A 25,230-nucleotide genomic window follows, 5' to 3' on the forward strand; every position below is an offset into this window, starting at 1 on the left:
GTGGTGCGAATTTTTGCCCGGAAGCGTGGTTTGGGGAAATACTATTGCGATCCTCTTCGACCAGGATTCCCATGAAGCTCGATCGAATCCAGCGGCAGATACTCGCTGAACTCCAGAAAAACTCGCGCATCAGCAACCAGGATCTCGCCGATCGCGTCGGCCTGTCCGTTTCTCCGTGCTGGCGCAGGGTCCGCGAACTCGAAGAGGCCGGCCTGATCCAGCGCTACGTCGCGGTGCTGGACCGACGCAAGCTCGGGCTCGACGCCTGCCTGTGGTGCCAGGTGCGGCTCAAGAAGCACAGCGCGCAGATCATCGGGCAGTTCGAGACGCTGGTGCACGAGCGATCAGAGGTGGTCGAGTGCTACGAGCTGACTGGCGAACATGATTTCCTGATGAAGGTGTACCTGCCGGACATGGAGTCCTACGCCGCCTTCATGCATGGCTTCCTGCTCAAGCTCCCCGAGATCGATGTGGTGAGGACTGGCGTGACCCTGCGGGAAATCAAGAACGATACCGCGCTGCCGATCTGAAATCGGCGGAGACCGCACACCGCCGGTCGCCGCCCCGCGCCGGCTTCAGGCCGCCTCGCCGAGATAGGCGGCGCGCACTGCCGGATTGGCGAGCAGTTCCTCGCCACTGCCGGTGATGCTGATCTTGCCGGAGTCCATGACGTAGCCGCGCTGCGCGAATTCGAGCGCCAGATTGGCGTTCTGCTCGACCAGCAGGATGGTGACGCCTTCGTCCTTGACGGTCTGTACGACCTCGAAGATCTTCTCCACGACCAGTGGTGCGAGTCCCATCGACGGTTCGTCGAGCAGCAGCAGCCGGGGTCGGGACAGCAACGCCCGACCGATCGCGACCATCTGCTGCTCGCCGCCGGAAAGGGTGCCGGCGACCTGCTGCAGTCGCTCCTTGACGCGTGGCAGCATGGTATAGACCTTCTCGAGGTCCTCCTCGATCGCGGCTGAGTCGTTGCGGATGTAGGCCCCCATCCGCAGGTTCTCCTCGACGGTCAGGCGGGTGAAGATGCCGCGACCTTCGGGGACCAGTGCGATGCCTCTGCGCAGCCGTTTATGGGCCGGCATCGTCGATATGGCCTCGCCATCGTAGATCAGCTCGCCGCCGGCGAGACCGAGCGTGCCGGCCAGTGCATTGAGGGTGGTGGTCTTGCCGGCGCCGTTGGCACCGATCAGGCAGACCAGTTCGCCCCTGTAGAGCTCGAGGTCGATGCCCTTGACCGCCTGGATGCCGCCGTAGGCGATCTTTACATCCTTTAGCTGCAGGATGGGTGTCACCGGATTGGAGTTACTCATGCTTGCCACCCCCCAGGTAGGCGTTGATCACCGCCTCGTTCTTCTGCACCACGGCCGGTACGTCCTCGGCGATCTTCTTGCCGAAATCGAGCACCGACAGGCGGTCGCACAGGCCCATCACCAGCTTCACGTCATGCTCGATCAGCAATACGGTGACGCCGTCGCGGCGGATCTGCTCGATCAGCACCTTGAGTTGCGAGGTTTCGGTGGCGTTCATGCCGGCCGCCGGCTCGTCCAGTGCCAGCAACTGGGGTTCGGTCGCAAGCGCACGGGCGATCTCGAGGCGGCGCTGGTCGCCGTACGAGAGGTTTTTGCAGATGGTGTCGGCAAAGCGTTCGATGCCGACATACTTGAGCAGCTCGTAGGCACGCTCGGTAGTCAGCCGTTCTTCCTCGCGGGTGTGCTTGTTCTGGGTGAGGATGCCCCAGATGTTCGCCTTGGTGCGGATGTGATGGCCGGCCATGACGTTCTCGAGCGCGCTCATCTGCGAAAACAGGCGGATGTTCTGGAAGGTGCGCGCGATGCCCGCTTCGACGACCAGGTGAGGCTTGCCCACCGGCAGCTCGATGCCGTTGAAGACGAATTCGCCATCGTCGGGGATATAAGCGCCGGTGAGCACGTTGAAGAAGGTGGTCTTGCCGGCGCCGTTCGGGCCGATCAGGCCGTATACCTCGCCCTTGTTGATGGTCAGCGACACCTCCGACAGGGCGGTCAGGCCACCGAAGCGCTTGCCGACGTTGCGTGCCTCGAGGAGCTTGATCATGTGCGCACTCCCTTGCCCAGCAGTTCGGGCCGCGAGTAGCGCGCATGGGCCGGTATGAGGCCGCCCGGACGCAGCAGCATCATCAGGATCATCGCCAGCGACAGCAGCAGCATGCGCAGTACCTCGGGATCGAGGAGGACGTGGCCGAACAGGGTTTCCTGCAGGGGGACCGCGATATTGCGCAGGATTTCCGGAAGTGCGGTCAGCGCGAGCGCACCGACCACCGCGCCGGCAATGTTGCCCATGCCGCCGAACACCACCATGGTAAGCACCGCAATCGACTCCATCAGCGAGAAGGACTCGGGGGATACGAAGCCCTGGAAAGAGCCGAACAGTCCGCCCGCCACGCCGCCGAAGGTGGCGCCCAGCGAAAAGGCCAGCAACTTGAGGTTGCGGGTGTTGATGCCGATTGCCTTGGCCGCCAGTTCGTCGTCACGCATTGCCGCCCAGGCTCGGCCGATGCGGGAGATCTGCATACGCTGGATGAACATGATCGAGCCGGCTACGCAGAGCAGGAAAAAGTAGTAGTAGAGGTAGAGCGAGTGGATCTGGACGTCGCCGATGGTGAGGTTGCGCGCGAGGTCCCAGCCGAAGAGATTCATCGAGTCGAGAGCGTTGATCCCCTGGGGGCCGTTGGTGATGTTGACCGGATAGTTCAGGTTGTTCATGAAGATGCGCACGATTTCGCCGAAGCCCAGCGTGACGATGGCGAGGTAGTCTCCGCGCAGTCGCAGGACCGGGAAGCCGAGAATGATCCCCGCCATGGCAGCGAAACCGGCGCCGAGCGGCAGGATCGCCCAGAAGGGCCAGTGCACGCCGAAATGGGGTGATGCGAGGAAGGCCCAGGTGTACGCGCCCACCGCGTAGAAGGCGATGTAGCCGAGATCGAGAAGCCCGGCAAAGCCGACCACGAGGTTGAGGCCCAGCGCGAGCATCATGTAGAGCAGCGCGAAGTCGAGAATGCGCACCCAGGTGCGGCCGAACATCATGGCAATGATCGGCGCCACCAGGGCGATGATGATCACCACCCAGCGCGCGGCCTTGAGGTTGCGCTTGCCCAGGTAGGGAACGGCTTCTGCAAGTTGATCCATGGTCTGTCTCTCCCTCAGGCCCGATCCGAGACCCGCTCACCGAGCAGCCCGGTAGGCCGGAAGATGAGCACGATGCCGAGGATGACGAAGGCGAAGATGTCCTGGTAGGACGAATTCAGGAAGCCGAAGGTCAGGTGTTCGATATAGCCCGCACCGACTGCTTCGACGAGGCCGAGTACGATGCCGCCAAGCATCGCTCCGCCGAGGTTGCCGATGCCGCCCAGCACTGCCGCGGTAAAGGCCTTGAGGCCAGGCATGAAACCCATCGCGTAGTGGGCGATGCCGTAGTTGCTCGCGAACAGTACGCCCGCCACGGCCGCCAGTGCGGCGCCGAGCACGAAGGTCAGGGAAATGATCTTGTTCACATCCACCCCCATGAGGCTGGCCACACGGTGGTTCTCGGCGGTCGCGCGCATTGCGCGGCCGAGTTTGGTGCGCGTCACCAGCAACACCAGGCCGACCATGATGATGGCCGAAGCGACGATCGTGGTGATCTGGATCGGGTTGATATAGACCCCCTCGATGGGTTGCATCGGGGTGGTGGAGATCAGCTGGGGGAAGGTGTGGTAGTTCCGTCCCCAGACGATCATCGCCAGCGTCTGCAGCAGGAAGGAGACGCCGATCGCGGTGATCAGCGGCGCGAGGCGCGGCGCATTCCTGAGTTTCCGGTAGGCGAGGCGTTCCATGAGGAAGGCCACGATCATGCAGACCACCATGGCTGCCAGCAGACCGATGCCGAGCAGCAGGAGGGGGGGCATGTCAGGCGAGACGCCCATCAGGGTGGTGATCACCGTCAGCGCGGTCAGGGCGCCGACCATCAGCACCTCGCCATGGGCGAAGTTGATCAGCCCGAGGATGCCGTACACCATCGTGTACCCGAGCGCCACCAGCGCATAGACGCTGCCGACGACCAGACCGTTCAGAAGCTGTTGGAGCAAGGTATCCATCAGAAGTCTTCTTTTGAAAGTTGTGAGGAACCGGCCAGTCCAGCACCGATGGACCCGCTTCGCCCTCGTGGGTTGTCGCGGGAATTGCCGTGAAATGCGAATGCCATGAGTGCGTGACCATCAAGCGAGAAGGGCCGCGACCCTGTGAGTCGCGGCCCTTCCCAAGGCCGGGGTCCTGTCGGTATGTGCAAGACCGGAACCGGTTTACAGTGCCACCCAGCTTCCGTCCTTGTACTGATAGACGGTAACCGCACCTTCCTTGATGTCGCCCTTGGCATCGAATGCGATCGTGCCGGTCACGCCCGGGAAGCTTTCCGACTTGAGTGCGGGGAGATACTTGGACGGTTCGGGCGAGCCGGCCTTTTCCATGGCGTGGATGATCGCCATCGCTGCGTCATAGGCGTAGGGCGAGTAGATCTGCACGTCGGCCCCGAAGCGCTTCTTGAAGCGGTCGCGGAAGTCTTTGCCGCCTGGCATCTTGTCGAGCGGGATGCCGGCCATGGTGCAATACACCGAGCCCGAGATCGAATCGCCGGCAAGCTTGATCATCTCCGGGCTGCAGCCGCCATCGCCGGTGATGTACTTGGCGCTGATGCCGAGCTGCTTGATCTGCTTGACCATCGGGCCGGCCTGCGCGTCCATTCCGCCGAACATGATCACGTCGGGGTTGGCGGCCTTGATCTTGGTCAGAATGGCCATGAAGTCGGTGGCCTTGTCGGTGGTGAACTCGCGGGCCACGATCTGAGCGCCGGCTGCCTTGGCGGCTTTCTCGGTTTCGTCGGCGAGGCCCTGACCATAGGCGGTGCGATCATCGATGATCGCGATCTTCTTGCCGCCAAGGGTCTTCGCGGCAAAGTTGCCGACCACCGAGCCTTGCTGCACGTCGTTTGCGATGGTCCGGAAGACCGCCTTGTAACCCTGCTGGGTCAGCTTGGGGTTGGTCGCCGACGGCGAAATCATCGGGATGCCGGCCTGGTCGTAGATGCGCGATGCCGGAATCGTGGTGCCGGAGTTGAGGTGGCCGACGATACCCTTCACGTCAGCGTCAACAAGGCGTTGAGCAACCGTGGTGCCGGTACGCGGATCGGCCTGGTCATCCTCTCCCATGAGCTCGAACTTGACCTTCTTGCCGCCGAGCATGATGCCCTTTGCGTTCGCATCTTCCACTGCCAGGCGGGCACCGTTCTCGTTGTCCTTGCCGAGGTGGGAGATCGACCCGGTCAGCGGTGCGACGCTGCCCAGCTTCACGACCATATCGGCAGCGCTTGCAGCGCCGATGCCCATGCCCATGATGGCGATGGCGACGAGGGTTTTTTTCATGAATGATCCTCCAGCGTACTCGTGAGAAAGACTGCATTAACCCGGCCGGTCGGACGGGTTTTCCGTGTTGTCATCGACCCGGACCGAAGCGATCCGGCGACGGGTGCTGCGTATCGACCATCCCGCGGTCGGGCGCGGCCGAGGCTGGCTCGCTTTGTCCCTTCGTCATGCGTATCGCCGACAGAGTGGGCGAATGTTACGAAGGACTGCAAGAACAAAGTGTGCTCATTCTGCAAAAAATATGTGCCAAGGCGGTGGATTTGTCCACGGAATCGCGGATTTAGCGCGATGCGTCGAATTGTGCGACGCGGCATCTTTGGCGGGCTGTCGGCTGCTTTCGGGCTCTGATCGTTGGGTTTGAAGTCGACATGGCCAAGCATTTCAGAAGGGTGGAAGGCGGTTCCGGTATTCGGGTTGGCTGGTGCAATGCACAATCCGTGCCGATTGTGGATAACCCCTATTCCTCGTCCGAAGAACTCCGCCTGTGGCCGGATTCAACCCCCGCCACGAAAAACGGGGCCCTTGCGGGGCCCCGTGACAGTGCATTCGCGCAGTGGACGCACTGCCGTCGTGCGCGACACAGGCGACCTCCTCAGTTGAGTGGCTTCCAGGCACCGTTCTGGAACTGGTAGAGGGTGACGCCGGCTTCCTTGACGTCGCCGTTCTTGTCGAACACGATGTGTCCGGTCACGCCCTTGTAATCGAGTTTCTGGAGCGCGGGCAGGTATTTGGCGGGGTCTGCCGAATTCGCGTTCTTCATCGCCTCGATCAGCGCCATCGCGGCGTCGTAGCTGTACGGCGCGTAGAGCTGCACGTCAGTCTTGAAGCGTTCCTTGAAACGTGCCTTGAACTGGGCGCCGCCCGGCATCTTCTCCATCGGAATGCCCGCCTGGGTGCAATACACATCGCTCGACAGCGCCGCGCTCGAAAGACTCAGCATGCCGCTGGTGCATACGCCATCGCCGCCGAGGAACTTGCCTGTGTAGCCCAGTTGCTTGAGCTGGCGCAGCATCGGTGCAGCCTGGGCGTCCATGCCGCCGTAGAACACCGCGTCGGGGGTCTTGGACTTGATCTTGGTGAGAATCGCCATGAAGTCGGTGGCCTTGTCGCTGGTGAACTCGCGGCCGACGACCTGCACGCCGAGCCGCTTGAGATTGTCGACGAAGGCATCGGCCAGACCTTGACCGTAGGCGGTGCGGTCGTCGATCACCGCGACCTTGGTCGCCTTCAGGTTCTCGGTGACGTACTTGGCCATCGCCGCCCCCTGTTGCAGGTCGTTGGCGATCACCCGGAAAGTGACCTTGTAGCCCTGCTGGGTCAGTTTGGGGTTGGTCGAGGACGGCGTGATCACCGGGATGCCGGCCCGGTCGTAGATGCGCGAGGCCGGAATCGATGCACCGGAGGTGACATGCCCGACGACACCCGCGACGCCTTCGTCGGCCAGCCGCTGGGCGGCCGTGGTGGCTTGGCGCGGATCGGCCTGATCATCCTCGCCGACGAGTTCGAACTTCGCCTTCTGTCCGCCGATCATGATGCCTTTCGCGTTGGCATCCTCGATTGCCAGGCGGGCCCCGTTCTCGCCATCCTTTCCGATGTGGGCGATTGGCCCGGTGAGCGGACCTGCGTGGCCGATCTTGATCGTCACGTCTGCATTGGCCGTGCTTGCGCAGAGCGCGAGGGCGGCAAGGGTCAGAACGGTTTTTTTCATGATTTTTCCTCAGCTAGTGCGAACGGCATGCAACAATCGGCCGGCTGCCCTGCGCCGTCGCAAAGTGGCGCCAGCCCTGCGGGCGGGCGGCCGGATCAGCATTCTAGCTGAATGCGGCCGACCCGGACCTGCCGCCCTGACAAGCCTCGGAGCGTATTTATGAGTCGATTGATGCGTCTGTTGTGTGCCCTCGCGTCGCTGCTTGGCATTGCCGGCTGCGATGTGATGAACATGCAGGAAATCAAGCCCGGTGTGACCACCGGTTACGAGGTGCGCGACCGCATGGGCGCGCCCAATACCGAATGGCAGAATGCCGACGGCACCGTCACCTGGGAATACAGTCGCCAGCCCGAAGGGGTGGAATGCTTCATGATCACCATCGGCAGCGACAATGTCGTGAAGGCGATGGAGCAGGTCATCACGCCTGCCAACATGGCCCGCATCCAGCCTGGCTGGACCAAGGAGCAGGTCCGCCGGCTGCTCGGCAAACAGCGCTCGGTCGAAACCTTCCGTCTCAAGAACGAGGAGGTGTGGGACTGGCGGATTCCCACCGAGCAGGATCTGGCGACCTATTTCAACGTTCACTTCGACATGAACGGTGTCGTCGTGCGTACCAGCAAGAGCACCAGGGCGGGTCCCTGAGCGAGCGCGCAGCGGTGAGCCTGGATCTGCCCGAGTTGCCCGGGGAGCGTGTCGAATACCGGTATGTCAGCGGCCTGCCGGGGGTCGAGCTCTTTTCCGCGGATCTCTCCCGGCATGCCTTCGGGCCGCATACCCATGACGCGTTCGCGATCGGCACCGTGGTGAGCGGCGCCCAGCGCTTCCATTACCGCGGCAGCAATCACGTGGCCGACCGTTCGGCGCTGATGTTCATGAATCCGGACGAACTGCATACCGGCAGCGCCGCGAGCGCGGAGCGCTGGTGTTACCGCTTTCTCCATATCGAACCCGCGACCCTGCGCGAGCTGCTCGGCGAGCGGCCGGCCAGCCCATGGTTCGCGGAGGCGATGGTTCACGCGCCGCAGGACGCGGAAGCCATGCGTCGGGTGATCGATCGTCTGTGGCAGCAGCCCGACGCGCTCGCCGCGGCCGGCGAGCTGTCGGCGTTGCTGGACGCGGTCTGTCGCCGCCACGCCCGCGAACTGCCGGCGATCGAAGCCGGCTTCGATCGCCGCCGCTTCCAGCCGGTGCTCGATCATCTCGAAGCCCACCTCGACCAGCCGCAGTCGCTCGATGTGCTCGCCGCGCTGGTCGGCTTGTCGCGCTTTCATTTCGTGAGAGCGTTCAGCCGGACCTTTCATGTGCCGCCGCATCGCTATCTGCAGGCGCGGCGCCTGGCGCGTGCCCGCCAGATGCTGCGGGCGGGCCGGCAGGCCGCCGACGTGGCGGCTGCGGTCGGACTGTGCGATCAGAGTCATCTCAACCGCTGGTTCCTTCGTCTCTACGGCACCACGCCGGGTCGTTATCAACAGCAAGTTCGTCCAAGCCGGGTTGCCGTTAAGGCGCTAGTCTGATCGCGCACGCTCCCGCCTGATGGGGGCCACGGAGGAAATGATGGACGAGCGCGACGCGCAAATGCGGCATTACGCCGACAAACTCGCCTGGGAGATCGACGCCTGGGACCTCAAGCTTGCGCTGGACGGCGCCGAGCCGGTGACCGTGATCGACGCGCGTTCGCCGGCAGCGTATGCCGCCGGCCATATCCCGGGTGCGCTGAATCTGCCGCACCGCCTGATGGACGCCGCGAGCACTGCCGGTCTCGATCGCGCGCGGCTCTACGTCAGCTATTGCGACGGCATCGGCTGCAACGCCTCGACCAAGGGGGCGCTGAACCTGCTGCGTCTCGGGTTTCGCGTCAAGGAGCTGATCGGTGGCCTGGATTGGTGGCGGCGGGACGGCTATCCGGTCACCGTCGATTCACCGGCGGGCGCCGACGATTGCGGCTGTGGATAGGCCTGCGCTGCTGGTCGGCGTGGCCAGCGCACTCGGCGCCGGGCTCGCCTGGGGGCTGGTCTTCGTTGCACCGCTGATCCTGCCCGACTATCCGCCGGCTCTGCTGGCCTGCGGGCGCTACATCGCCTTCGGCATGATCGCGCTGATCCCCGCCTGGCTCGATCGTCGGCGCATGGCTCGGCTGACGCGTGCCGACTGGCTGGAAGCGATGAAGCTCGGTCTGGTCGGCAACCTGCTCTATTACACTTGCCTGGCAAGTGCGATCCAGCTTGCCGGCGCACCAGTGCCGACGATGATCATCGGCACGCTGCCGCTGGTGATCGCGGTGTTCGCCAACCTTGGCGCCGAACGGGTTTCGTGGCGGCGCCTGGCCGTGCCGATGGGCGTGCTGGCGGGCGGACTGTTGCTGGTCAATCATCACGAGATGCGCCAGCTCGAAGGTGCGCATCCGCCGGCGGGCTACGGTCTGGGAATCCTCGCGGCAGTTGCGGCGCTCGCCTGCTGGACATGGTATCCGCTGCGCAACGCGGCCTGGCTGAAAGCGCACGCCGCGATCGCGCCGGGCAGTTGGGCAACGGCCCAGGGTCTCGCCAGCCTGCCGCCTGCAATCGGCGGCTATCTGGCGTGGGGGATGATCTCGGGTCGGGATGGTGGATTCGAGTGGCCGCTGGGGCCGCGACCGCTCATCTTCGTCATGGTCATGCTGCTCATCGGGCTGCTCGCATCGTGGCTCGGGACCTTGTTGTGGAATCGGGCCAGCCGCCTGTTGCCCGCTGCACTGGTCGGTCAGTTGATCGTCTTCGAAACCCTCGCGGCGCTCGTCTATGCCTTTGCGCTGCGTGGCGCCCTGCCGGATCCGGCGACTGCGCTCGGAATCGCGCTATTGATTGCGGGCGTGCTGCTCGGCGTGAATCTTTTTCGTCGTCGACCGCTCTCAGCCGGGTCGATCATCGTCGCGGAGCCGCCATCTTGAAACGAGTACATCTTCTGTTGCTTTCCATCGTGCTGGCGGGCTGCGCGAGCCTGCGCAGCCCGGTCGCGCTGGAGCCAGGCGTATCGGGGCTCGCCGAGGTACGCGCCGCGTTCGGTCAGCCCTACCGCAGCTATGCCGAACCCGATGGCGGCAAGACGCTCGAATTCTCGAGCCAGCCGAACGGCATTACCTGCCACATGGTGCGGCTCGATGCCGCGGGACGTTTTGTCAGCGTCCGCGATGCCCTGTCCGAGGCGGGACTGGCACGCGTCAAGCCGGGCATGAGCCGAGAGCAGGTCTCGCGCCTGCTCGGCAATCACCGTTCGGTCGAATTCTTCCGGCTCAGTGGCGAAGAGGTGTGGGACTGGAACGTGGACAATCGCAACGGTCCCGGTGTGGCGACGCGATTCAACGTGCACTTCAAGGACGGGAGGGTGGTGCGCACCAGCACCACCTACGTGTTCCCGGCCGACGGCGTGTTCGGAGGTTACGGGCTGTAGTGGCGCTGGAGCGGAGCGGCATTTACCTGCGTCGTCGCGGCAGACCCTGAAGGGCGCGCAACTCGTCGAGCTCCTCGAGCAGGTCGGCCATCAGCGCGGCGAGCTCCGGCACCGCGTCGAAGCTGCGTTCGAGCTGACGCATGCGCCGGGCGCGGAGCAGGCCCGTGCCGGTGATGCGCCACACCCCGGCGACGCTCTCGGCGTGCGGGAAAAGGCCCTCCTCGATATGGCCGATCAGCCATTCGGGTTCGACCGCGCAGGCCGCGGCAACCTGTTCCAGGGTCAGCCAGCTCTCCTCGATCAGGCTGCCGGTCAGAATGTCTTTGTCGTGCATCGTTCAGGCCCCCAGCGCTTCGCGCGGATCGAATGCAAGTTCGCGTGCCATGGTCTCGTACAGTTCCCGTGCCTTCGGCGTGTCGGCCGGCGGCATCACCACCTGGATGTCGATCAGCAGATCGCCCGGCGCGCTGCCGGGAATGCCCTTGCCGCGCACCCGCAGCTGGCGGCCGCTCTGGCTGCCCTCGGGGATACGCACCTTGAGGCTGCTGTCCGGCAGGCGCACCGGCACCACCGCGCCGAGTGCCGCCTCCCAGGGCGTGACCGGCAGGGTGAGGTGAAGGTCGCGGCCGTCCACGCGGAAACGTCCATGCGGCTTGAAATGGATCTCCAGCAGCAGGTCGCCGGCCGGCCCGCCGCCGATGCCCGGGCTGCCCTGGCCGGCCAGCCGGATGAACTGGCCTTCGCGCACACCCTTCGGAATCTTGACGTTCAGCGTGCGTGATTCGAGCTCGATGCGGCCGTCGGCGCCCAGTTTCGGTACCCGCAGGCCGACCTGTCGGGTGGCGCCGTGGAAGGCGTCCTCGAGGTCGAGCATGACCTTGGCGTGGTGGTCCTCGCCGTGCGAGCGGAAACCGCCGCCGGCCTGGTGGAAATGATGTCCGCCACCACCGTTCATGCGACCGAACAGCTCGGCGAAGAAGTCGCTGAAATCGGCCGCCTCGCCGGCTGACGGGCCGGCGCCCGAAAACTCGAAGCCGCTGTCCCAGCCCGGTGGCGGACGGAAGTCCTGGCCGGGTTGGTAGCCGCTGCCGAGCTGGTCGTAGGCGGCGCGCTTCTCGGTGTCGGAGAGCACCGCGTAGGCCTCGTTGATCTCCTTCATGCGCTCGTCCGCGTCGGGCTCCTTGGAGACGTCCGGATGGTATTTGCGTGCGAGCTTGCGGTAGGCCTTGCGGATCTCGTCGGCCGTCGCATCGCGGGCGACACCGATGACCTTGTAGTAATCCCGGAATTCCATGAGCAGTCCTTCGGATGGGCTTCGACTTCGTTATAGATGAGGACGCGGGCCCTGCAGATCAAGGTCTTGAAATGTGCGGGGCAGTGCCTACATCTGTACCTGTCGGCGCCGCTGCGGTGCCATTTCACAAGCGCATGGAGGAAGACATGCTTTATCGATCAGTGTTTCCCGGTGACCTGCTGGCGCAGCTCGAGCGGCTGCAACGTGGCATGCGTGCGGCGCCCGAACTCTCGCCCAGCATTCGCGGTCTGGCGCGCGGCGGCTTCCCGGCCATCAACGTGTCCGCCGGCCCGCAGTCGACCGAAATCCACGTCTTTGCACCCGGCATGAATCCCGCCGACATCGAGCTCCATCTCGAGAAGGGCGTGCTGACCATCCAGGGCGAGCGCAAGGCCGAGGCCCCGGCCGGCGACGAGAAGGCCGCGGTACATATCGACGAGCGTTTCTCGGGGCGTTTCCGCCGGGTGCTGACCCTGCCCGAGGACGCCGATCCGGATGGCGTGGTGGCACGCTATCGTGACGGCGTGCTGCACATCAGCGTCAGTCGCAAGCAGGCGTCGCAGCCGCGTCGCATCGACATCCAGTAAGCGGAGGACATGAGCATGAGCACGAACAATGGCAATGCCGCGCGGCCGGACGAGGCCGTCCGTCAGGATGAAGTCCTGATGCCGGCGGTGGATGTTTTCGAGGACGAAGGCGGGATCACCCTCTACGCCGATCTGCCGGGTGTCCCGCGGGATCGGCTGAGCCTGCACGTGGAAAGCGACACGCTCACCATCGAAGGGCAGATGAGCCCGGAACTGGCCGGTGGCGGCGAGGCCACGCATGTCGAGGTGGCGGTGCCGCGCTACCGGCGGGCCTTCACCTTGTCGCGCGAGTTGGACGTGGACAAGGTGGCCGCGGCTTTCGAGCACGGCGTGTTGAGACTGCGCATTCCCAAGGCTTCGCATGCGCGGCCGCGCAGGATCGAGGTCCAGGTGGGGTGACGACGGCGGGGGCAGGCCGGCGGCGCTCCGGCCCGCCTCGGCAAGAGGAGCAAGGCAATGAAACTCGATGAAATCAAGGATCGCGTCGGCGCGCTGTGGGAGTCGGTCTCGGAAGGCTGGAATCACCTGATCCAGTCGGCGGCCGGTGCCCTGACGCGCTTCCGCCCGGAGCAGGACAGCGGCGTGCCGGCCGCAAGCGAGGTGGACGACGGTTTCTACCTGCCGTCGCGCGGCTGGGCAGTGCTCGGCGGCGATGTGTTCGAGGATGACAGCCGGCTGGTGGTGCGGCTCGAGCTGCCGGGCATGGACAAGCAGGACCTCCAGGTCGAGGTGCTCGACGACGCACTCGTGGTGAGCGGCGAGAAACGCTTTGCGCGAGAGTCGACCGAGGGGCGCTGGCGGGTCATGCAGTGTGCCTACGGCAGCTTCCGGCGTGTCGTGCCGCTGGTGGTGGCGGTCAGGCCTGACGAGGCGCGGGCAAGTTATCGCAACGGTGTGCTGCGGGTCGAGATGCCCAAGGCCGAGCAGGGTGCGCCGCGCTCGCTGAAGATTCCGGTGGATTGAGCCCGGGAAGGGCGGGTTGGCAGGCCGCCCCGCTATAATGGCGGCCTCGCCCATCCGCCCCTGCCGCCATGCAACATTTTCTCGCCGACGATGGCGAAGCCATCCATTACAAGGCTTCGGGCGAGGGGCCGCCGCTGGTGCTGCTGCACGGCTGGACCTCCACACATCGCGACTGGAATCCGTTTCTCGCAAATTTCGAGGCCCGCCACCGGGTGTTCCGCTGGGATGCCCGCGGGCACGGTGGACATCGACTGCGCACCAACACCCTGCCGAGCGTGGCGCGCATGGCGGGCGACCTGCAGCAACTGCTGGAGCAGCACGGGCTCTCCGACGCGGTGGTGGTCGGTCATTCGATGGGGGCGCTGACGCTGTGGCAATACATCCGCGATTTCGGCTGTGAACGCCTCGCGCGCGTGGTGTTCATCGACCAGTCACCCAAGCTGGTGACCGATGCTCAGTGGCCCAATGGTATCTATGGCGACTTCAATCAGGCGCGCAACGAGCGCTTCATCGCCAGCCTCCGGCAGGACTTTGCGGAGACCGTGCTGAGGCTGGTGGCCGACGGCATGAATGCGCCGGCCCGCGAGCGCTACCTTGCCAACGACTCCGGCACGCAGACCATCCGCAGGCGACTCCAGGCGCTCGAGTCAGGGCCACTGATCGACTGCTGGGCCAGCCTTGCCGAGGCCGATTACCGCGACGTTCTGTCGCGCATCGACATTCCCGCGCTGCTCGTCTACGGCGGCGCGAGCAATTTCTATCACACCCGTACCGCACGCTATGTGCGCGACAGCATCCCCAACGCCTTGCTGCATATCTACGATGGCGTCGATCATGCGCCGCACCTGTGGGAGCGCGAGCGCTTCGTCAAGGACGTGCTGGCCTTCGTCGATGCCGTCTGAGCGTGCGCGGCGCCGCCGCTACCGCCCGGTTTCCACCACGCAGCGCCAGGCCGCCAGTTTTTCCTCGAAGCGCATGCCCGCGTGAGCGGGGCTGGTGGAGGGCAGGCGCAGCCTCCGGATGGACTGCTGCGCCGGCGGAAGCGTCGGCAGGATGTGGCGCAGAAAGGTCTTTTCGGCGAGCGCGCCGTTGAAGTGGATCGCGGTGATCGTCGGGCGTGACTGCAGGAAACCGGCAATGTCGTTGGCGACGATCGAATCCTGTTCGATGCTGGCGTCGAGGCTGCCGGGGCGCCGGCAACTCGCCAGCACATCCCACAAGGCGATGCCGCTGCCAGTCAGTGCGGCGCAGCGCTCGACATAGGGCGCGCGCGCGTCGAATCCGAGCAGGGCCGCGAAGATTCGCCAGAAGGCGTTTTGCGGATGCGCGTAGTACTGCTGCTCGGTCAGCGAGCGGACGCCCGGGATGCTGCCGAGCACCAGGCACTTCGCGTCTGCACCGGCGAGCGGTGGAAAGCTCTGGATCAGGGACACGGGACGATTGATGGAAGGGAAGCGGGCCGCGCGGGTCGGCCCGATTATCGTCCGATCGAACGCCCCGTGCAGCAGGCGAAGCGGGCGATCACTCGATCAGGTTGCCCGGCGTCGCCGGCAGACGGGGCATCGTCTGGGTCGGGAACTCACCCGTCAGGGCTTCCAGGAAGGCTGCGATGTCGGTGGCCGTGGCATCGTCGAGCTGCTTGTTCAGCTGCGTGCTGGCCATGACCTTCACCGCTTCGGGAATGGTCTTCACCGAGCCGTTGTGGAAATAGGGCGCGGTATAGATCAGGTTGCGCAGGGTCGGCACCCGCCACATGTGTCGGTCCGACTCGATCGCAGTGCTGGCGTAGCGACCCTGGTCGACATCGAGCTTGTATTGCGCGACATACGGGGTATCGGTAAAGGTCGGGAACCTGGCGAGGAAGGGCTGGCCGGCCGGCATGGCAGGGCCGTCGAAGGCCGCGCCGCTGTGACAGGCGGTGCAACCCGTGGCGGCGAATGCGTTCATGCCGCGCACCTGGCGGGCCGACAAGGCCTTGTGGTCGCCTTTCACGTAACGGTCGTAGGGGCTGTTCGGCGTGACCAGGGTCCGCTCGTAGGCCGCGATGGCCCTGGCCATGTTGTCGACCGTGATGGTGTCGCCCTGTCCGAAGGCCTTCGCGAACAGGGGCGCGTAGCCCGGAATCGCCTTGAGCCGGCCGACTGCCGAGGCGAGATCGGGCATGCCCATTTCCACCGGGTTGGTCACCGGGCCCTTGGCCTGGTCCTCGAGCGTGGCCGCACGGCCATCCCAGAACTGCGCCGAATGGTAGGCGGCGTTCCACACCGTGGGGGCGTTGCGTCCACCTGCCTGGCCATGCACCCCCATCGACACCGGGCGGTGATCGTCGCCGCCTTCCATCACGCTGTGGCACGAGGCGCAGGACACGGTGCCGGTGGATGAGAGGCGCGGATCGTTGAAGAGGATCTTCCCGAGCTCGATCTTGGCTGGCGTTTGTGGATTGTCGGCAGGGATCGGCGGCTGCCCGGGCAGCGCCTGCCAATCGGCCGCACGGGCCATGCCGACGATGGCCGAAAAGGCCATCACGAAAAGGGTGGGGGCGTGTTTCATCTGATGCATCTCCAGCGCGATATCGAATGGAACATGCCCGGTTTTGCCGGGCACGGAGCGTTGGGACGGTCTGTCGTGAGTGACCCGCTCGGGATAATGCTGAGAGGATTTCATTAAGGCCTGCTTAAGAGGTCGTCGTACCCCTCGCGGCGCGGTGCCGGGCGCATCTCGTGAATCCCGCTAAAGCTTCTTCGCGCGTTGCCGTAGTCCGCAAAATGAAGAAAAGGAAACTGCTCCCGCTCGGTATCAAGAAGCGCACGACCACCGAGTTGCCCGCGTTGATTGCGCTCGAGGCAATCGGCAAGCCGTGGTTCTGCGAAACGCATCTGACTGACCTGATGGCCGTCTCGATGGTCTGTCAGGTGGCGGCGGAGCCCGGCTCCGAGATCCACGCGGCCGGTTGCGAACTGTTCGAGCTGCTGGGTCACGAACAACTCGACATCGCGCGGATCGAGCCATTGGTGGTGCTCACCAACGACTGGGTCCAGCGCCAGCCCAACGGCCGTATCCAGGACGCGATCGAGCGCCTGATGAGCCAGAAACCGGCAGCGGCGCCTACGTCCTGAGCCGATTGCGGTGCGTGGTAGGCCCGCCATGCCGATGCGTTCCGGTTAAGCGGCGGTTAAGCATGTCGCTGCAAAGTGCACGCCATGCCATCCGGCTTCAACCACAAGGAACGCAGAAATGAAGATCCGTACCGTAGTCGCTTCGCTCGCCCTCGCCACCATCAGCATGGCGGCCGTCGCCGGCCCCGAATGCACCAAGGCGCCGTCCGACCAGTGGATGAGCGAGGCCGCGATGAAGGAAAAGATCGCCGCCGACGGCTACACCATCGCCAAGTTCAAGAAGACCTCGGGCAACTGCTACGAGATCTACGGTCACGACAAGCTCGGCAAGAAGGTCGAGATCTACTTCAACCCGGTCGACGGCAGCATCGTCAAGCAGAAGCGCGAAGGCTGAGCGCCTTGCCGCCCCCTCCGCCCGGCGGCGGGGGCTGGCGCGACAGGAGGAACACGCGATGCGGACGCAAGCCAAGCCGGTCAAGGTCTGGGACCTTCCGGTACGTCTCTTCCACTGGAGCCTGGTGGCCTGCTTTGCGGGCGCATGGCTCAGTTCCGACGATGCCGAAGCGCTGCATCAATGGCTCGGTTACGGCGCGCTCGGGCTGATCGCCTTTCGCCTGGTGTGGGGCTTCGTCGGCTCCCACCACGCCCGTTTTGCCAACTTCGTGCCCCGTCCGGGAACGCTGGCGGCCTATGTGCTGTTGATGCTGCGCCGGCGCGAGCCCCGTTACCTTGGCCACAATCCGGCCGCTGCAGTGATGATCCTGTTCCTGATCGCGATGGTCGCGGTGATCGGCACCACCGGCTGGCTCATGACCACCGATTGGGGCTGGGGCAGCGATCCGCTCGAAACGATTCACGAGGGCGCCGCCGAACTGGCGCTTGCCGCCGTTGGTGTGCACATATGCGCGGCCATCTACGAGAGCCTGCGTCATCGCGAGAACCTGGTCGTGGCGATGATCACCGGAATCAAGTGGCGATAGCGGCCCCGCGCCTGCGGCGGGTCTGGCCCGCCGGCTGCTGCAGGCCTTGCCCGATCGGGACGCTCCCGCCGCTGCGTCTCGACACCCTGCCGAAAACCCCTTAAAATCCGCCGCTTGCTGAGGAGCGCTGCGACCCGTTCGGGCTGTGACCCCGGGCCAGGCTCAGCAACGAACAACGGCGCTCGCAAACCTTCAGCCGGGTTTGCCGCGCCGTTTTGCATGTGTGGCCAGTCCGGTGAGTGTCCAGAAATACCGAGGATCGATCCATGCAAGCCGACCGCAGTGCCGAAATCAGCGACCTTCTCGCCCGCCGCATCCTGATCCTGGATGGTGCGATGGGCACCATGATCCAGCAGGAGAAGCTCGGCGAGGCCGATTACCGCGGCACCCGCTTCACCGATCATCCGCGCGACCTCAAGGGCAACAACGATCTGCTAGTGCTGACCCGGCCCGAAGTGATCGGCGGCATCCACCGCGCCTACCTCGAGGCTGGTGCCGACATCATCGAGACCAACACCTTCAACGCCACGCGCGTCTCCCAGGCCGAATACGGCCTCGAGTCGCTGGCCTACGAGCTGAACGTGGCCGGCGCGGCGCTGGTGCGCGGCCTGTGCGACGAATTCACCGCGCGCAATCCCGACAAACCGCGCTATTGCGCCGGTGTGCTCGGCCCCACGTCGCGCACCCTGTCGATCTCGCCCGATGTGAACGACCCGGGCTTTCGCAACACCAGCTTCGATGCACTGGTCGATGATTACTACGACTCCGCGCGTGGCCTCATGGAGGGTGGGGCCGATCTGCTGCTGATCGAGACCATCTTCGACACGCTCAACGCCAAGGCCGCGGTGTTCGCGGTCGAGAAGCTCTTCGCCGACCTCGGTCGCCGGCTGCCGATCATGATCTCCGGCACCATCACCGACGCCTCCGGCCGCACCCTGTCGGGCCAGACCGCCGAGGCCTTCTGGAATTCGCTGGCGCATGCGAAGCCGCTCAGCTTCGGCCTCAACTGTGCGCTCGGTGCCAAAGAGCTGCGCCAGTACGTGGAAGAGCTTTCGCGGGTGTGCGACTGCTTCGTCTCCGCCCACCCCAACGCCGGCTTGCCCAACCCGCTCTCGCCCACCGGCTATGACGAGACCCCGGAAGCGCTGGCCGGCGAGATCACCGACTGGGCCGCGAGCGGCATGCTCAACATCGTCGGTGGCTGCTGCGGCACCACCCCGGCCCATATCGCCGCGATCGCCGCGGCGGTGGGGGGTGTGGCGCCGCGGGTGCGCCCGGAGATCGAAAAGAAGCTGCGCCTGTCCGGCCTCGAGCCCTTCAACGTGGGCGCGGATTCGCTCTTCGTGAACGTCGGCGAGCGCACCAACGTGACCGGCTCGAAGGCCTTCGCGCGGATGATCCTCGAAGGGCGCTTCGACGACGCGCTCTCGGTGGCTCGCCAGCAGGTCGAGAACGGCGCGCAGGTGATCGACATCAACATGGACGAGGCGATGCTCGACTCCATGGCGGCGATGGAGAAATTCCTCAAGCTGATCGCCTCCGAGCCGGACATCTCGAAAGTGCCGATCATGCTCGACTCCTCCAAGTGGAGCGTCATCGAGGCTGGCCTGAAATGCATCCAGGGCAAGGGCGTGGTGAACTCCATCTCGATGAAGGAGGGCGAGGCGGAGTTCCTGCGTCAGGCGCGGCTGTGCCGCCAGTACGGCGCGGCGGTGATCGTCATGGCCTTCGACGAGAAGGGCCAGGCCGACACCTATGCGCGCAAGACCGAGATCTGCCAGCGCGCCTACGTGCTGCTCACCGGGATCGGTTTCCCGCCCGAAGACATCATCTTCGACCCCAACATCTTCGCCATCGCTACCGGCATCGAGGAGCACGACAACTACGCGGTCGATTTCATCGAGGCGGTGAAGTGGATCCATGCGAACCTGCCGTACGCCAAGACCTCCGGCGGGGTTTCCAACGTGAGCTTCAGCTTCCGCGGCAACGACCCGGTGCGCGAGGCCATCCACACGGTATTCCTCTACCACGCGATCAAGGCCGGTATGAGCATGGGCATCGTCAACGCCGGCATGCTCGGCGTGTATGACGATCTCGATCCGGTGCTGCGCGAGAAGGCCGAGGACGTGGTGCTCAACCGCCATCCGGGTGCCGGCGAGGCGCTGGTCGAGTTTGCGGTGACGGTCAAGGAAGGCAAGGCGAAGAACAGCGGCCCGGACCTGTCATGGCGCGAGCGCTCGGTGGAAGAGCGGCTCAAGCATGCGCTGGTCAAGGGCATCACCGACTTCGTGGTGGCCGACACCGAGGAAGTGCGTGCGAAACTCGCCGCCGAAGGCAAGCCGCCGCTGTCCGTGATCGAAGGTCCGCTGATGGCCGGCATGGACGTGGTCGGCGACCTCTTCGGCGCCGGCAAGATGTTCCTGCCGCAGGTGGTCAAGTCCGCACGTGTGATGAAGCAGGCGGTGGCCCACCTGATTCCCTTCATCGAGGCCGAGAAGCTGCGCACCGGCGCCACCAGCAAGGGCCGCATCGTGATGGCCACGGTGAAGGGCGACGTGCACGACATCGGCAAAAACATCGTCGGCGTGGTGCTCGGCTGCAACGGCTACGAGGTGATCGATCTTGGCGTGATGGTGCCGGCCGAGAAGATCCTGCATGCCGCAAAGGAACACGGTGCCCAGGCGATCGGCCTGTCCGGCCTGATCACCCCCTCGCTCGAGGAGATGAGTCACGTCGCCGCCGAGATGAAGCGCCAGGGCTTCGACCTGCCGCTCCTGATCGGCGGCGCCACCACCAGCCGTGCCCACACCGCGATCAAGATCGCGCCGCATTACGACCAGCCGGTGGTCTATGTGCCGGACGCCTCGCGGGCGGTCGGCGTGGTCACCGCGCTGCTCTCGGAAGGCGGTGCCGAGGAGTTCAGGCTGCAACTGGCGGCCGACTACGAGAAGCTGCGCAGCCAGCACGCCAACAAGAAGGGCGTGCAGCTGGTCGGTCTCGAGGCCGCGCGCGCCAACGCCTTCCGTACCGACTGGACCGCCGAAGCGGTGGCCGCGTGCAGCAATTCGCACCAGGCCGGCTTCCAGCCCTACAATCCGCCGGAGCCGAACACACTGGGGGTGATGGCGCTGGATGTCGATCTCAACGATCTGCGTGACTACATCGACTGGGGCCCGTTCTTCCAGACCTGGGACCTGGCCGGCAGCTTCCCGAAGATTCTCGAAGACGAGGTGGTGGGCGAGACCGCGCGCAGCGTCTTCGCCGACGCCAAGGAGATGCTCGAGGACCTCATCGCCCAGGAATGGCTGCAGGCCAAGGCGGTGTTCGGGCTCTTCCCGGCCAACAGCGTCGGCGACGACATCGAGTTCTACGACGACGAAGCGCGCGATGAGCCGATCATGACCTGGTTCGGGTTGCGTCAGCAGCACGAGCGTCCCGCCGGCAAGCCGCACTGGTGCCTGGCGGATTTCGTGGCGCCGAAGGATGCTGGCGTGCGCGACTGGTGCGGCGCCTTCGCGGTGACCGCCGGGCTCGGCATCGAGATCAAGCTGGCGGAGTTCGAGGCTGCCCATGACGATTACCACGCGATCATGCTCAAGTCGCTCGCCGACCGCCTCGCCGAAGCGACCGCCGAATGGTTGCACGAGCGGGTCCGCAAGGAGTTCTGGGGCTACGCGGCGGACGAGGCGCTCGACAACGAGGCGCTGATCAAGGAGCGCTACCGCGGTATCCGTCCCGCGCCAGGCTACCCGTCCTGCCCGGATCACACCGTCAAGGCCGCCCTGTTCCAGCTGCTGGATGCCCCGACCAATGCCGGCATGGGCATCACCGAGTCCTTCGCCATGACGCCGGCGGCATCGGTATCGGGCTTCTACTTCGCCCATCCCGAAAGCCACTACTTCGCGATACCGAAGATCGGTCGTGATCAGCTCGAAGACTGGGCGCGGCGCACCGGGCTGCCGATCGCATCCGCCGAGCGCTGGCTGGCGCCGCTGCTGTAGGCGTGCGGCGGACCGACATCATGGATCAACCGTCGCACGCCGCTGACGACGAGCCCATGAAGCCGGTTGCGCCGGACGATGCGATCGAGCGAGCCTGCCGTCATCAGCTGGTGCAGCTGCTGTACCGGGGTGCCCCGCGTGCCCATCGGCTGATCGTCGGTATTGCGCTGCTGATCGCCGGGGGCAATCTCTATTCCGGCGTGGTTCCCATGCCGGTCGGAATGACCTGGCTGGTCGCCACGCTCGGCGTCACTGCCTGGCGGCAGCACACGCTGATCCGCTTCCGAGCGGCGCAGCCGTCGGCGGATGAAGCGCGGGCGTGGTTCCGGCGTTTCGTGCCCGGGTCGATCGCGACCGCCTGCGGCTGGGGGCTGACATCGCTGGTGTTCATGCCCGCCGCGCCGCTCGAGATGCGGATCTTCACCGGCATCATCATCGTCGGCACGGTGGCCGGCGCGGTGCCCATCCTGGGCGGCGCAACCTCGCTGTTCGGCGCCTATGCGGCGCTGTCGATCGTGCCGGTCGCGCTGGTCTTCATCGTCGACCCGAGCGGCCCGCTCGATCCCTTTCTGGGCGTGGCCTGCCTGCTGTTCCTGGGCGGCATGTACGGCGCCGCGCGGCAGTTCGGCGTGGTGCTCAACGGGTCGATCCGCCTCAACCTGGAGAAGGAGCAACTCGTCGGCGAACTACGCCAGGCACGCGATCACGCGGAGTCCGCGAACCGCGCCAAGAGCGAGTTCCTCGCCAACATGAGCCACGAGATCCGTACGCCGATGAATGCGATCATCGGCTACAGCGAGCTGGCGCGGCTCGACGCCGACGCGCACAGCGAGCTGCATGGCTATCTCGCGACGATCCATTCTTCGGCGCACGGATTGCTGCGCATCCTCAACGACGTCCTCGATCTCTCCAAGATCGAAGCCGGCAAGATATCGATCGACAGCAACCCGTTCGGCCTCGCCGACATGTTGGCGCAGACCATCGCGCTGCTGTCCCTCCAGGCCCGCGAAAAGGGGCTCGCACTGAGGCTCGAGACGGCGGCGGACCTGCCCGAAACCGTGATCGGAGACCAGACTCGAGTCCGGCAGATCCTCATCAATCTGGTCGGCAACGCGATCAAGTTTACCGAGCGCGGCGAGGTCAGGCTGGCGGCAAGCGTGGTCGCGCGAAGGGATGACCGGGTCGAACTGTCGTTCAGTGTGCACGACACCGGGATCGGCATCGCACAGGCGCAGCTCGGCACCATCTTCGAGGCCTTTGCGCAAGCCGATGCGAGCGTTTCGCGTCGCTACGGCGGCACCGGGCTGGGCCTCTCGATCAGTCAGCGGCTGGCCGCCCTGATGAACGGCCAGCTGAGCGTATCGAGCGTGCCGGGAGAAGGCAGCACCTTCGTCTTCCGCGTGCCTCTGCGCACCGGCTGAGTCCGGCCACACGCAGCAGCGCGGGCGCCTAACGCGACCTGGCGCCGGCGTCCCGTCCGTCCCCGGCCTGTTCGGCCAGCCGGCGCGCGAGCGCCACCAGCACCGGCGCATCGTGGAGGCCGTCGATGAAGCGGGCGGGAATGGCATCGAGTCCGACCTGGGCGCCGGCCAGCGCCCCCGCAAGAATCGCTCGCGCCTGGTTCTGGCCACCGCCGTTGACCGCGTGCAGCACCGCGGATTCGAAATCGTCGGCAAAACGCGCCGCGAGGTAATAGGCTGCCGGCAGCTGGTGATAGATCGCGCACGGCATGCCATACACGATCGAGACCTTCCAGGCCGGCTCGATGCGAATGTCGGGGTCGATCGCCGCGCTCGCCATGTAGGAAGGCGAGAGCAGCGCGTCAGGCGAGGCAAAGCGGCCGGCGCGGGACGGCTCGGCCTCTCCGGCACGGGGCGCCTGCAGCTTGCCGGTGGTCACCGCATGAAACGGCAGTTCGCCGGATTTGACGAGTGCCATGAGTCTGTCGGAAAGCGCCCCGTCGAGCTTGTGGCCCTGCACCAGTTGGCCAAGCACCGCGCAGAAGGCGACGCTCATCGACACCACGGTGTCGTCGTTCTGGGTGAGCAGGGTGTTGCCGGCGCACGCGCTCGCCAGCCGGCCGGGGTCGCCGGCGTAGCGTACCGCGATGGCGAGCGCCCGCTCGATCGCCTCGGTGGTGTCGGCATGGCCGCCGATGCTGCCCCACGGCAGGCCCTGCTCGACGCGCTTGTGCCACGCGTCGCGAATCGACTGGCTGGTGTAGCCGCCGGGGCCGTTGATTGGTGTGCCGTCGATCTGTGCAAAGAGCGTCTCGTCCATGCGCCGGCAGAAGTCGGTCTCGTCGTAGCCGCCGCACTCGACCAGCGAACGCAGGGTCAGGGCGAGGATGTAGCCCGCCTGCGACGCTTGTCCGGCCTTGAGGCCGGCATGGTAGCGGCCTGGTCGGGGATCGGTGTAGCCGTCGATCCACTCGCCGTAGTCGCGCCGCAACTCGTCGAGATCGTAGTACCAGTGCGGGCCCAGCGCGAGCGCGTCACCGATGAAGGCGCCCATGATGGCGCCGGCGGCACGATCCTGAAAGGGGGTCACGTCCGACATGCTGTTGCCTCCGTAAAGTTCCGGAATCGCAGGATGGCGCTTGCGCCGCGCCGCGCGTGCCGGGACCCGGGTCCCGGTGGTTTCACTCGAACAGCGCGCCGACGCTCGCGCCGCTGTGGATACGCTCGATGGCCGCGGCCAGCAAGGGCGCAACGGTAAGAACAGTCAGTTTTTCGAAGTGTTTCTCTGACGGCACATTGACCGTGTTGGTGACCACGATCGACTCGATCTCGGCGGCGCGCAGCCGCTCGATGGCCGGTCCGCACAGCACGCCGTGCACCGCGCCGGCATGCACCGTACGGGCGCCCGCGCGCTTGAGCGTCTCGATGGTCGACACCAGCGTGCCGCCGGTGGAGATCTCGTCCTCGAAGATCACCACGTCGCGGCCCGCCACCTGGCCGACGACCTCGCCCTGCTTGACCTGGGTATCGCTGACCCGGCGCTTGTCGATGATCGCCATGGGGATGCCGAGGCGCTCAGAAAAGCGTCCGACCCGCTTGGCGCCACCCGCGTCGGTGGCCACCGCCACCATGTTGCCGAGATCGTGGTTGTCGCGGAAATAGTCGGCGATCGTCGGGATCGCGGTGAGGTGGTCGACCGGTACGCTGAAGAAGCCATGCACCTGGTCGGCGTGCAGGTCCATGGTCAGCACCCGGTCGGCGCCGGCGGTCTTCAGCATGTCGGCGATCAGGCGGCCGGTGATCGAGATCCGCGGCGCATCCTTCTTGTCCGAGCGCGCATAGGAATAGTAGGGAATCACCGCGGTCACGCGCCGTGCCGAGGCACTGCGCAGCGCATCGAGGGTGATGAACAGCTCCATGATGTGGTCGCTCACCGGTTCGGTGAAGGACTGGATCACGTACACGTCGCGTTCGCGCACGTTCTCCTGGATCTGCACATGCAGGTTGTCGTTCGAAAAGCGTGAAATCTCGAGCGGGCTGAGCCGCAAACCGAGCTTGTGGCAGATCTCGGCGGCGAGCGCCCTGTTCGAATTGCAGGCAAAGATCTGGAGGGCGTCGTTCATTTCGGGCAGCGCGCGACGAGGCGTCGCGAAGAGAGCAGGCGGAGTTCGGGATTGTATGCCCTGGCGCCAGCCTTGGGGCAGCTCGTCCGTGACCGATTTTGTGCCAACAGGCAAATCAAGCCAGCGCACGATCCAGCG

27 protein-coding genes and 1 riboswitch are annotated in these 25,230 nt (G+C 65.4%); of the genes, 15 read left to right on the plus strand and 12 right to left on the minus strand.

All coding sequences use genetic code 11. The features are described from left to right. The first annotated feature begins 71 nt into the window (after nt 1-71). Nucleotides 72-530 (plus strand): Lrp/AsnC family transcriptional regulator, encoded by a 459-nt coding sequence (locus tag GQB03_RS05510; RefSeq protein ID WP_159685769.1) that lies wholly within the window; start codon nt 72-74, stop codon nt 528-530. Between the two features lie 45 nt (nt 531-575). Here the strand turns inward: GQB03_RS05510 and GQB03_RS05515 are convergent, their stop codons facing one another. The 6 genes from GQB03_RS05515 to GQB03_RS05540 form a co-directional block, all read right to left on the minus strand. Continuing rightward, nucleotides 576-1,313 carry an ABC transporter ATP-binding protein gene (locus tag GQB03_RS05515; protein ID WP_159685772.1) on the minus strand — a complete coding sequence of 246 codons (738 nt, stop codon included), beginning with the start codon at nt 1,311-1,313 and terminating at the stop codon, nt 576-578. Next, a complete protein-coding gene (locus GQB03_RS05520) occupies nt 1,306-2,076 on the minus strand; it encodes an ABC transporter ATP-binding protein (RefSeq protein ID WP_159685775.1) in 771 nt (256 codons plus the stop codon). Before GQB03_RS05520 ends, GQB03_RS05515 begins: the two co-directional genes overlap by 8 nt. After that, on the minus strand, nt 2,073-3,167 hold the full coding sequence (locus GQB03_RS05525; RefSeq protein WP_159685778.1) for an ABC transporter permease subunit: 1,095 nt from the start codon (nt 3,165-3,167) through the stop codon (nt 2,073-2,075). The genes GQB03_RS05520 and GQB03_RS05525 overlap by 4 nt, the downstream gene beginning before the upstream one ends. 14 nt (nt 3,168-3,181) lie before the next feature. Continuing rightward, on the minus strand, nt 3,182-4,114 hold the full coding sequence (locus tag GQB03_RS05530; protein ID WP_159685781.1) for a branched-chain amino acid ABC transporter permease: 933 nt from the start codon (nt 4,112-4,114) through the stop codon (nt 3,182-3,184). Nucleotides 4,115-4,318: 204 nt separating this feature from the next. Beyond that, a complete protein-coding gene (locus tag GQB03_RS05535; protein ID WP_159685784.1) occupies nt 4,319-5,434 on the minus strand; it encodes a branched-chain amino acid ABC transporter substrate-binding protein in 1,116 nt (371 codons plus the stop codon). A 592-nt stretch (nt 5,435-6,026) separates the two neighbouring features. Next, nucleotides 6,027-7,142, minus strand: coding sequence for a branched-chain amino acid ABC transporter substrate-binding protein (locus GQB03_RS05540; RefSeq protein ID WP_159685787.1), 1,116 nt, complete (start codon nt 7,140-7,142; stop codon nt 6,027-6,029). Nucleotides 7,143-7,301: 159 nt separating this feature from the next. Here GQB03_RS05540 and bamE point away from each other — a divergent pair, with 159 nt between their 5' ends. From bamE to GQB03_RS23150, 5 genes are read left to right on the plus strand one after another with little or no spacing between them, the layout of a single operon-like run. Then, nucleotides 7,302-7,784 (plus strand): outer membrane protein assembly factor BamE domain-containing protein, encoded by a 483-nt coding sequence (bamE, locus tag GQB03_RS05545; protein WP_159685790.1) that lies wholly within the window; start codon nt 7,302-7,304, stop codon nt 7,782-7,784. A 14-nt stretch (nt 7,785-7,798) separates the two neighbouring features. After that, the gene (locus GQB03_RS05550; protein ID WP_159685793.1) at nt 7,799-8,656 is read left to right on the plus strand and encodes an AraC family transcriptional regulator; all 858 of its coding nucleotides are present in this window, start codon (nt 7,799-7,801) and stop codon (nt 8,654-8,656) included. Nucleotides 8,657-8,696: 40 nt separating this feature from the next. After that, nucleotides 8,697-9,095, plus strand: coding sequence for a rhodanese-like domain-containing protein (locus tag GQB03_RS05555; RefSeq protein WP_200832119.1), 399 nt, complete (start codon nt 8,697-8,699; stop codon nt 9,093-9,095). After that, nucleotides 9,088-10,068, plus strand: coding sequence for a DMT family transporter (locus GQB03_RS05560; protein ID WP_407644533.1), 981 nt, complete (start codon nt 9,088-9,090; stop codon nt 10,066-10,068). Before GQB03_RS05555 ends, GQB03_RS05560 begins: the two co-directional genes overlap by 8 nt. Further along, nucleotides 10,065-10,568: an outer membrane protein assembly factor BamE gene (locus GQB03_RS23150; protein ID WP_235026960.1), complete on the plus strand. Its 504-nt coding sequence runs from the start codon at nt 10,065-10,067 to the stop codon at nt 10,566-10,568. The genes GQB03_RS05560 and GQB03_RS23150 overlap by 4 nt, the downstream gene beginning before the upstream one ends. Nucleotides 10,569-10,590: 22 nt before the next feature. On the opposite strand, the gene GQB03_RS05570 is transcribed toward GQB03_RS23150, so the two are convergent. Then, entirely contained in the window at nt 10,591-10,902 is a 312-nt protein-coding gene (locus GQB03_RS05570) for a MerR family transcriptional regulator (protein ID WP_159685799.1), read from the minus strand. A 3-nt stretch (nt 10,903-10,905) separates the two neighbouring features. Further along, the gene (locus GQB03_RS05575) at nt 10,906-11,862 is read right to left on the minus strand and encodes a DnaJ C-terminal domain-containing protein (protein WP_159685802.1); all 957 of its coding nucleotides are present in this window, start codon (nt 11,860-11,862) and stop codon (nt 10,906-10,908) included. A 146-nt stretch (nt 11,863-12,008) separates the two neighbouring features. On the opposite strand from GQB03_RS05575, the gene GQB03_RS05580 reads away from it, so the two are divergent. From GQB03_RS05580 to GQB03_RS05595, 4 genes are all read left to right on the plus strand, one after another. Continuing rightward, a complete protein-coding gene (locus GQB03_RS05580; RefSeq protein ID WP_159685805.1) occupies nt 12,009-12,449 on the plus strand; it encodes an Hsp20/alpha crystallin family protein in 441 nt (146 codons plus the stop codon). Between the two features lie 15 nt (nt 12,450-12,464). Further along, nucleotides 12,465-12,848 (plus strand): Hsp20/alpha crystallin family protein, encoded by a 384-nt coding sequence (locus GQB03_RS05585; RefSeq protein WP_159685808.1) that lies wholly within the window; start codon nt 12,465-12,467, stop codon nt 12,846-12,848. 57 nt (nt 12,849-12,905) lie between these two features. Further along, the gene (locus GQB03_RS05590; RefSeq protein WP_159685811.1) at nt 12,906-13,412 is read left to right on the plus strand and encodes an Hsp20/alpha crystallin family protein; all 507 of its coding nucleotides are present in this window, start codon (nt 12,906-12,908) and stop codon (nt 13,410-13,412) included. Nucleotides 13,413-13,480: 68 nt separating this feature from the next. Next, complete coding sequence (locus GQB03_RS05595; RefSeq protein WP_159685814.1) at nt 13,481-14,314, plus strand: alpha/beta fold hydrolase; 834 nt, start codon at nt 13,481-13,483, stop codon at nt 14,312-14,314. 18 nt (nt 14,315-14,332) lie between these two features. Here GQB03_RS05595 and GQB03_RS05600 read toward each other — a convergent pair whose 3' ends face one another. Next, nucleotides 14,333-14,845, minus strand: coding sequence for a DNA-deoxyinosine glycosylase (locus tag GQB03_RS05600; RefSeq protein ID WP_159685817.1), 513 nt, complete (start codon nt 14,843-14,845; stop codon nt 14,333-14,335). An 88-nt stretch (nt 14,846-14,933) separates the two neighbouring features. After that, on the minus strand, nt 14,934-15,962 hold the full coding sequence (locus tag GQB03_RS05605; RefSeq protein WP_200832120.1) for a cytochrome-c peroxidase: 1,029 nt from the start codon (nt 15,960-15,962) through the stop codon (nt 14,934-14,936). 215 nt (nt 15,963-16,177) lie between these two features. On the opposite strand from GQB03_RS05605, the gene GQB03_RS05610 reads away from it, so the two are divergent. The 5 genes from GQB03_RS05610 to GQB03_RS05630 all read left to right on the plus strand — a co-directional run bounded on the left by GQB03_RS05610 (nt 16,178) and on the right by GQB03_RS05630 (nt 22,930). Beyond that, the gene (locus GQB03_RS05610; protein WP_159685820.1) at nt 16,178-16,528 is read left to right on the plus strand and encodes a hypothetical protein; all 351 of its coding nucleotides are present in this window, start codon (nt 16,178-16,180) and stop codon (nt 16,526-16,528) included. Between the two features lie 118 nt (nt 16,529-16,646). Continuing rightward, complete coding sequence (locus GQB03_RS05615; protein ID WP_159685823.1) at nt 16,647-16,922, plus strand: PepSY domain-containing protein; 276 nt, start codon at nt 16,647-16,649, stop codon at nt 16,920-16,922. A gap of 58 nt (nt 16,923-16,980) precedes the next feature. Beyond that, nucleotides 16,981-17,508, plus strand: coding sequence for a cytochrome b/b6 domain-containing protein (locus GQB03_RS05620; RefSeq protein WP_159685826.1), 528 nt, complete (start codon nt 16,981-16,983; stop codon nt 17,506-17,508). 113 nt (nt 17,509-17,621) lie between these two features. Further along, nucleotides 17,622-17,699: riboswitch (S-adenosyl-L-homocysteine riboswitch) on the plus strand. A 75-nt stretch (nt 17,700-17,774) separates the two neighbouring features. Beyond that, entirely contained in the window at nt 17,775-21,509 is a 3,735-nt protein-coding gene (gene metH, locus GQB03_RS05625) for a methionine synthase (RefSeq protein WP_159685829.1), read from the plus strand. Nucleotides 21,510-21,529: 20 nt separating this feature from the next. Next, nucleotides 21,530-22,930, plus strand: a complete 1,401-nt coding sequence (locus GQB03_RS05630) for an ATP-binding protein (RefSeq protein WP_159685832.1) — start codon at nt 21,530-21,532, stop codon at nt 22,928-22,930. A 28-nt stretch (nt 22,931-22,958) separates the two neighbouring features. Here the strand turns inward: GQB03_RS05630 and GQB03_RS05635 are convergent, their stop codons facing one another. Both GQB03_RS05635 and GQB03_RS05640 read right to left on the minus strand, forming a co-directional pair. Next, nucleotides 22,959-24,068 carry an ADP-ribosylglycohydrolase family protein gene (locus GQB03_RS05635; RefSeq protein ID WP_159685835.1) on the minus strand — a complete coding sequence of 370 codons (1,110 nt, stop codon included), beginning with the start codon at nt 24,066-24,068 and terminating at the stop codon, nt 22,959-22,961. 82 nt (nt 24,069-24,150) lie between these two features. Beyond that, entirely contained in the window at nt 24,151-25,092 is a 942-nt protein-coding gene (locus GQB03_RS05640; RefSeq protein WP_159685838.1) for a ribose-phosphate diphosphokinase, read from the minus strand. Nucleotides 25,093-25,230: the final 138 nt, after the last annotated feature.

This window comes from Cognatazoarcus halotolerans, from assembly GCF_009800965.1.
Classification (GTDB): domain Bacteria; phylum Pseudomonadota; class Gammaproteobacteria; order Burkholderiales; family Rhodocyclaceae; genus Cognatazoarcus; species Cognatazoarcus halotolerans.

What these genes read in the sequence shown, in the direction of transcription:
- GQB03_RS05510 (WP_159685769.1), top strand. Translation starts at nt 72, where the DNA reads ATGAAGCTCGATCGAATCCAGCGGCAGATACTCGCTGAACTCCAGAAA.
- GQB03_RS05520 (WP_159685775.1), bottom strand. Translation starts at nt 2,076, where the DNA reads ATGATCAAGCTCCTCGAGGCACGCAACGTCGGCAAGCGCTTCGGTGGC.
- GQB03_RS05575 (WP_159685802.1), bottom strand. Translation starts at nt 11,862, where the DNA reads ATGGAATTCCGGGATTACTACAAGGTCATCGGTGTCGCCCGCGATGCG.
- GQB03_RS05515 (WP_159685772.1), bottom strand. Translation starts at nt 1,313, where the DNA reads ATGAGTAACTCCAATCCGGTGACACCCATCCTGCAGCTAAAGGATGTA.
- bamE (WP_159685790.1), top strand. Translation starts at nt 7,302, where the DNA reads ATGAGTCGATTGATGCGTCTGTTGTGTGCCCTCGCGTCGCTGCTTGGC.
- GQB03_RS05570 (WP_159685799.1), bottom strand. Translation starts at nt 10,902, where the DNA reads ATGCACGACAAAGACATTCTGACCGGCAGCCTGATCGAGGAGAGCTGG.
- GQB03_RS05555 (WP_200832119.1), top strand. Translation starts at nt 8,697, where the DNA reads ATGGACGAGCGCGACGCGCAAATGCGGCATTACGCCGACAAACTCGCC.
- GQB03_RS05615 (WP_159685823.1), top strand. Translation starts at nt 16,647, where the DNA reads ATGAAGATCCGTACCGTAGTCGCTTCGCTCGCCCTCGCCACCATCAGC.
- GQB03_RS05630 (WP_159685832.1), top strand. Translation starts at nt 21,530, where the DNA reads ATGGATCAACCGTCGCACGCCGCTGACGACGAGCCCATGAAGCCGGTT.
- GQB03_RS05620 (WP_159685826.1), top strand. Translation starts at nt 16,981, where the DNA reads ATGCGGACGCAAGCCAAGCCGGTCAAGGTCTGGGACCTTCCGGTACGT.
- GQB03_RS05540 (WP_159685787.1), bottom strand. Translation starts at nt 7,142, where the DNA reads ATGAAAAAAACCGTTCTGACCCTTGCCGCCCTCGCGCTCTGCGCAAGC.
- GQB03_RS05640 (WP_159685838.1), bottom strand. Translation starts at nt 25,092, where the DNA reads ATGAACGACGCCCTCCAGATCTTTGCCTGCAATTCGAACAGGGCGCTC.
- GQB03_RS05525 (WP_159685778.1), bottom strand. Translation starts at nt 3,167, where the DNA reads ATGGATCAACTTGCAGAAGCCGTTCCCTACCTGGGCAAGCGCAACCTC.
- GQB03_RS05610 (WP_159685820.1), top strand. Translation starts at nt 16,178, where the DNA reads ATGAAGAAAAGGAAACTGCTCCCGCTCGGTATCAAGAAGCGCACGACC.
- GQB03_RS05530 (WP_159685781.1), bottom strand. Translation starts at nt 4,114, where the DNA reads ATGGATACCTTGCTCCAACAGCTTCTGAACGGTCTGGTCGTCGGCAGC.
- GQB03_RS05590 (WP_159685811.1), top strand. Translation starts at nt 12,906, where the DNA reads ATGAAACTCGATGAAATCAAGGATCGCGTCGGCGCGCTGTGGGAGTCG.
- metH (WP_159685829.1), top strand. Translation starts at nt 17,775, where the DNA reads ATGCAAGCCGACCGCAGTGCCGAAATCAGCGACCTTCTCGCCCGCCGC.
- GQB03_RS05605 (WP_200832120.1), bottom strand. Translation starts at nt 15,962, where the DNA reads ATGAAACACGCCCCCACCCTTTTCGTGATGGCCTTTTCGGCCATCGTC.
- GQB03_RS05585 (WP_159685808.1), top strand. Translation starts at nt 12,465, where the DNA reads ATGAGCACGAACAATGGCAATGCCGCGCGGCCGGACGAGGCCGTCCGT.
- GQB03_RS05580 (WP_159685805.1), top strand. Translation starts at nt 12,009, where the DNA reads ATGCTTTATCGATCAGTGTTTCCCGGTGACCTGCTGGCGCAGCTCGAG.
- GQB03_RS05535 (WP_159685784.1), bottom strand. Translation starts at nt 5,434, where the DNA reads ATGAAAAAAACCCTCGTCGCCATCGCCATCATGGGCATGGGCATCGGC.
- GQB03_RS05595 (WP_159685814.1), top strand. Translation starts at nt 13,481, where the DNA reads ATGCAACATTTTCTCGCCGACGATGGCGAAGCCATCCATTACAAGGCT.
- GQB03_RS05635 (WP_159685835.1), bottom strand. Translation starts at nt 24,068, where the DNA reads ATGTCGGACGTGACCCCCTTTCAGGATCGTGCCGCCGGCGCCATCATG.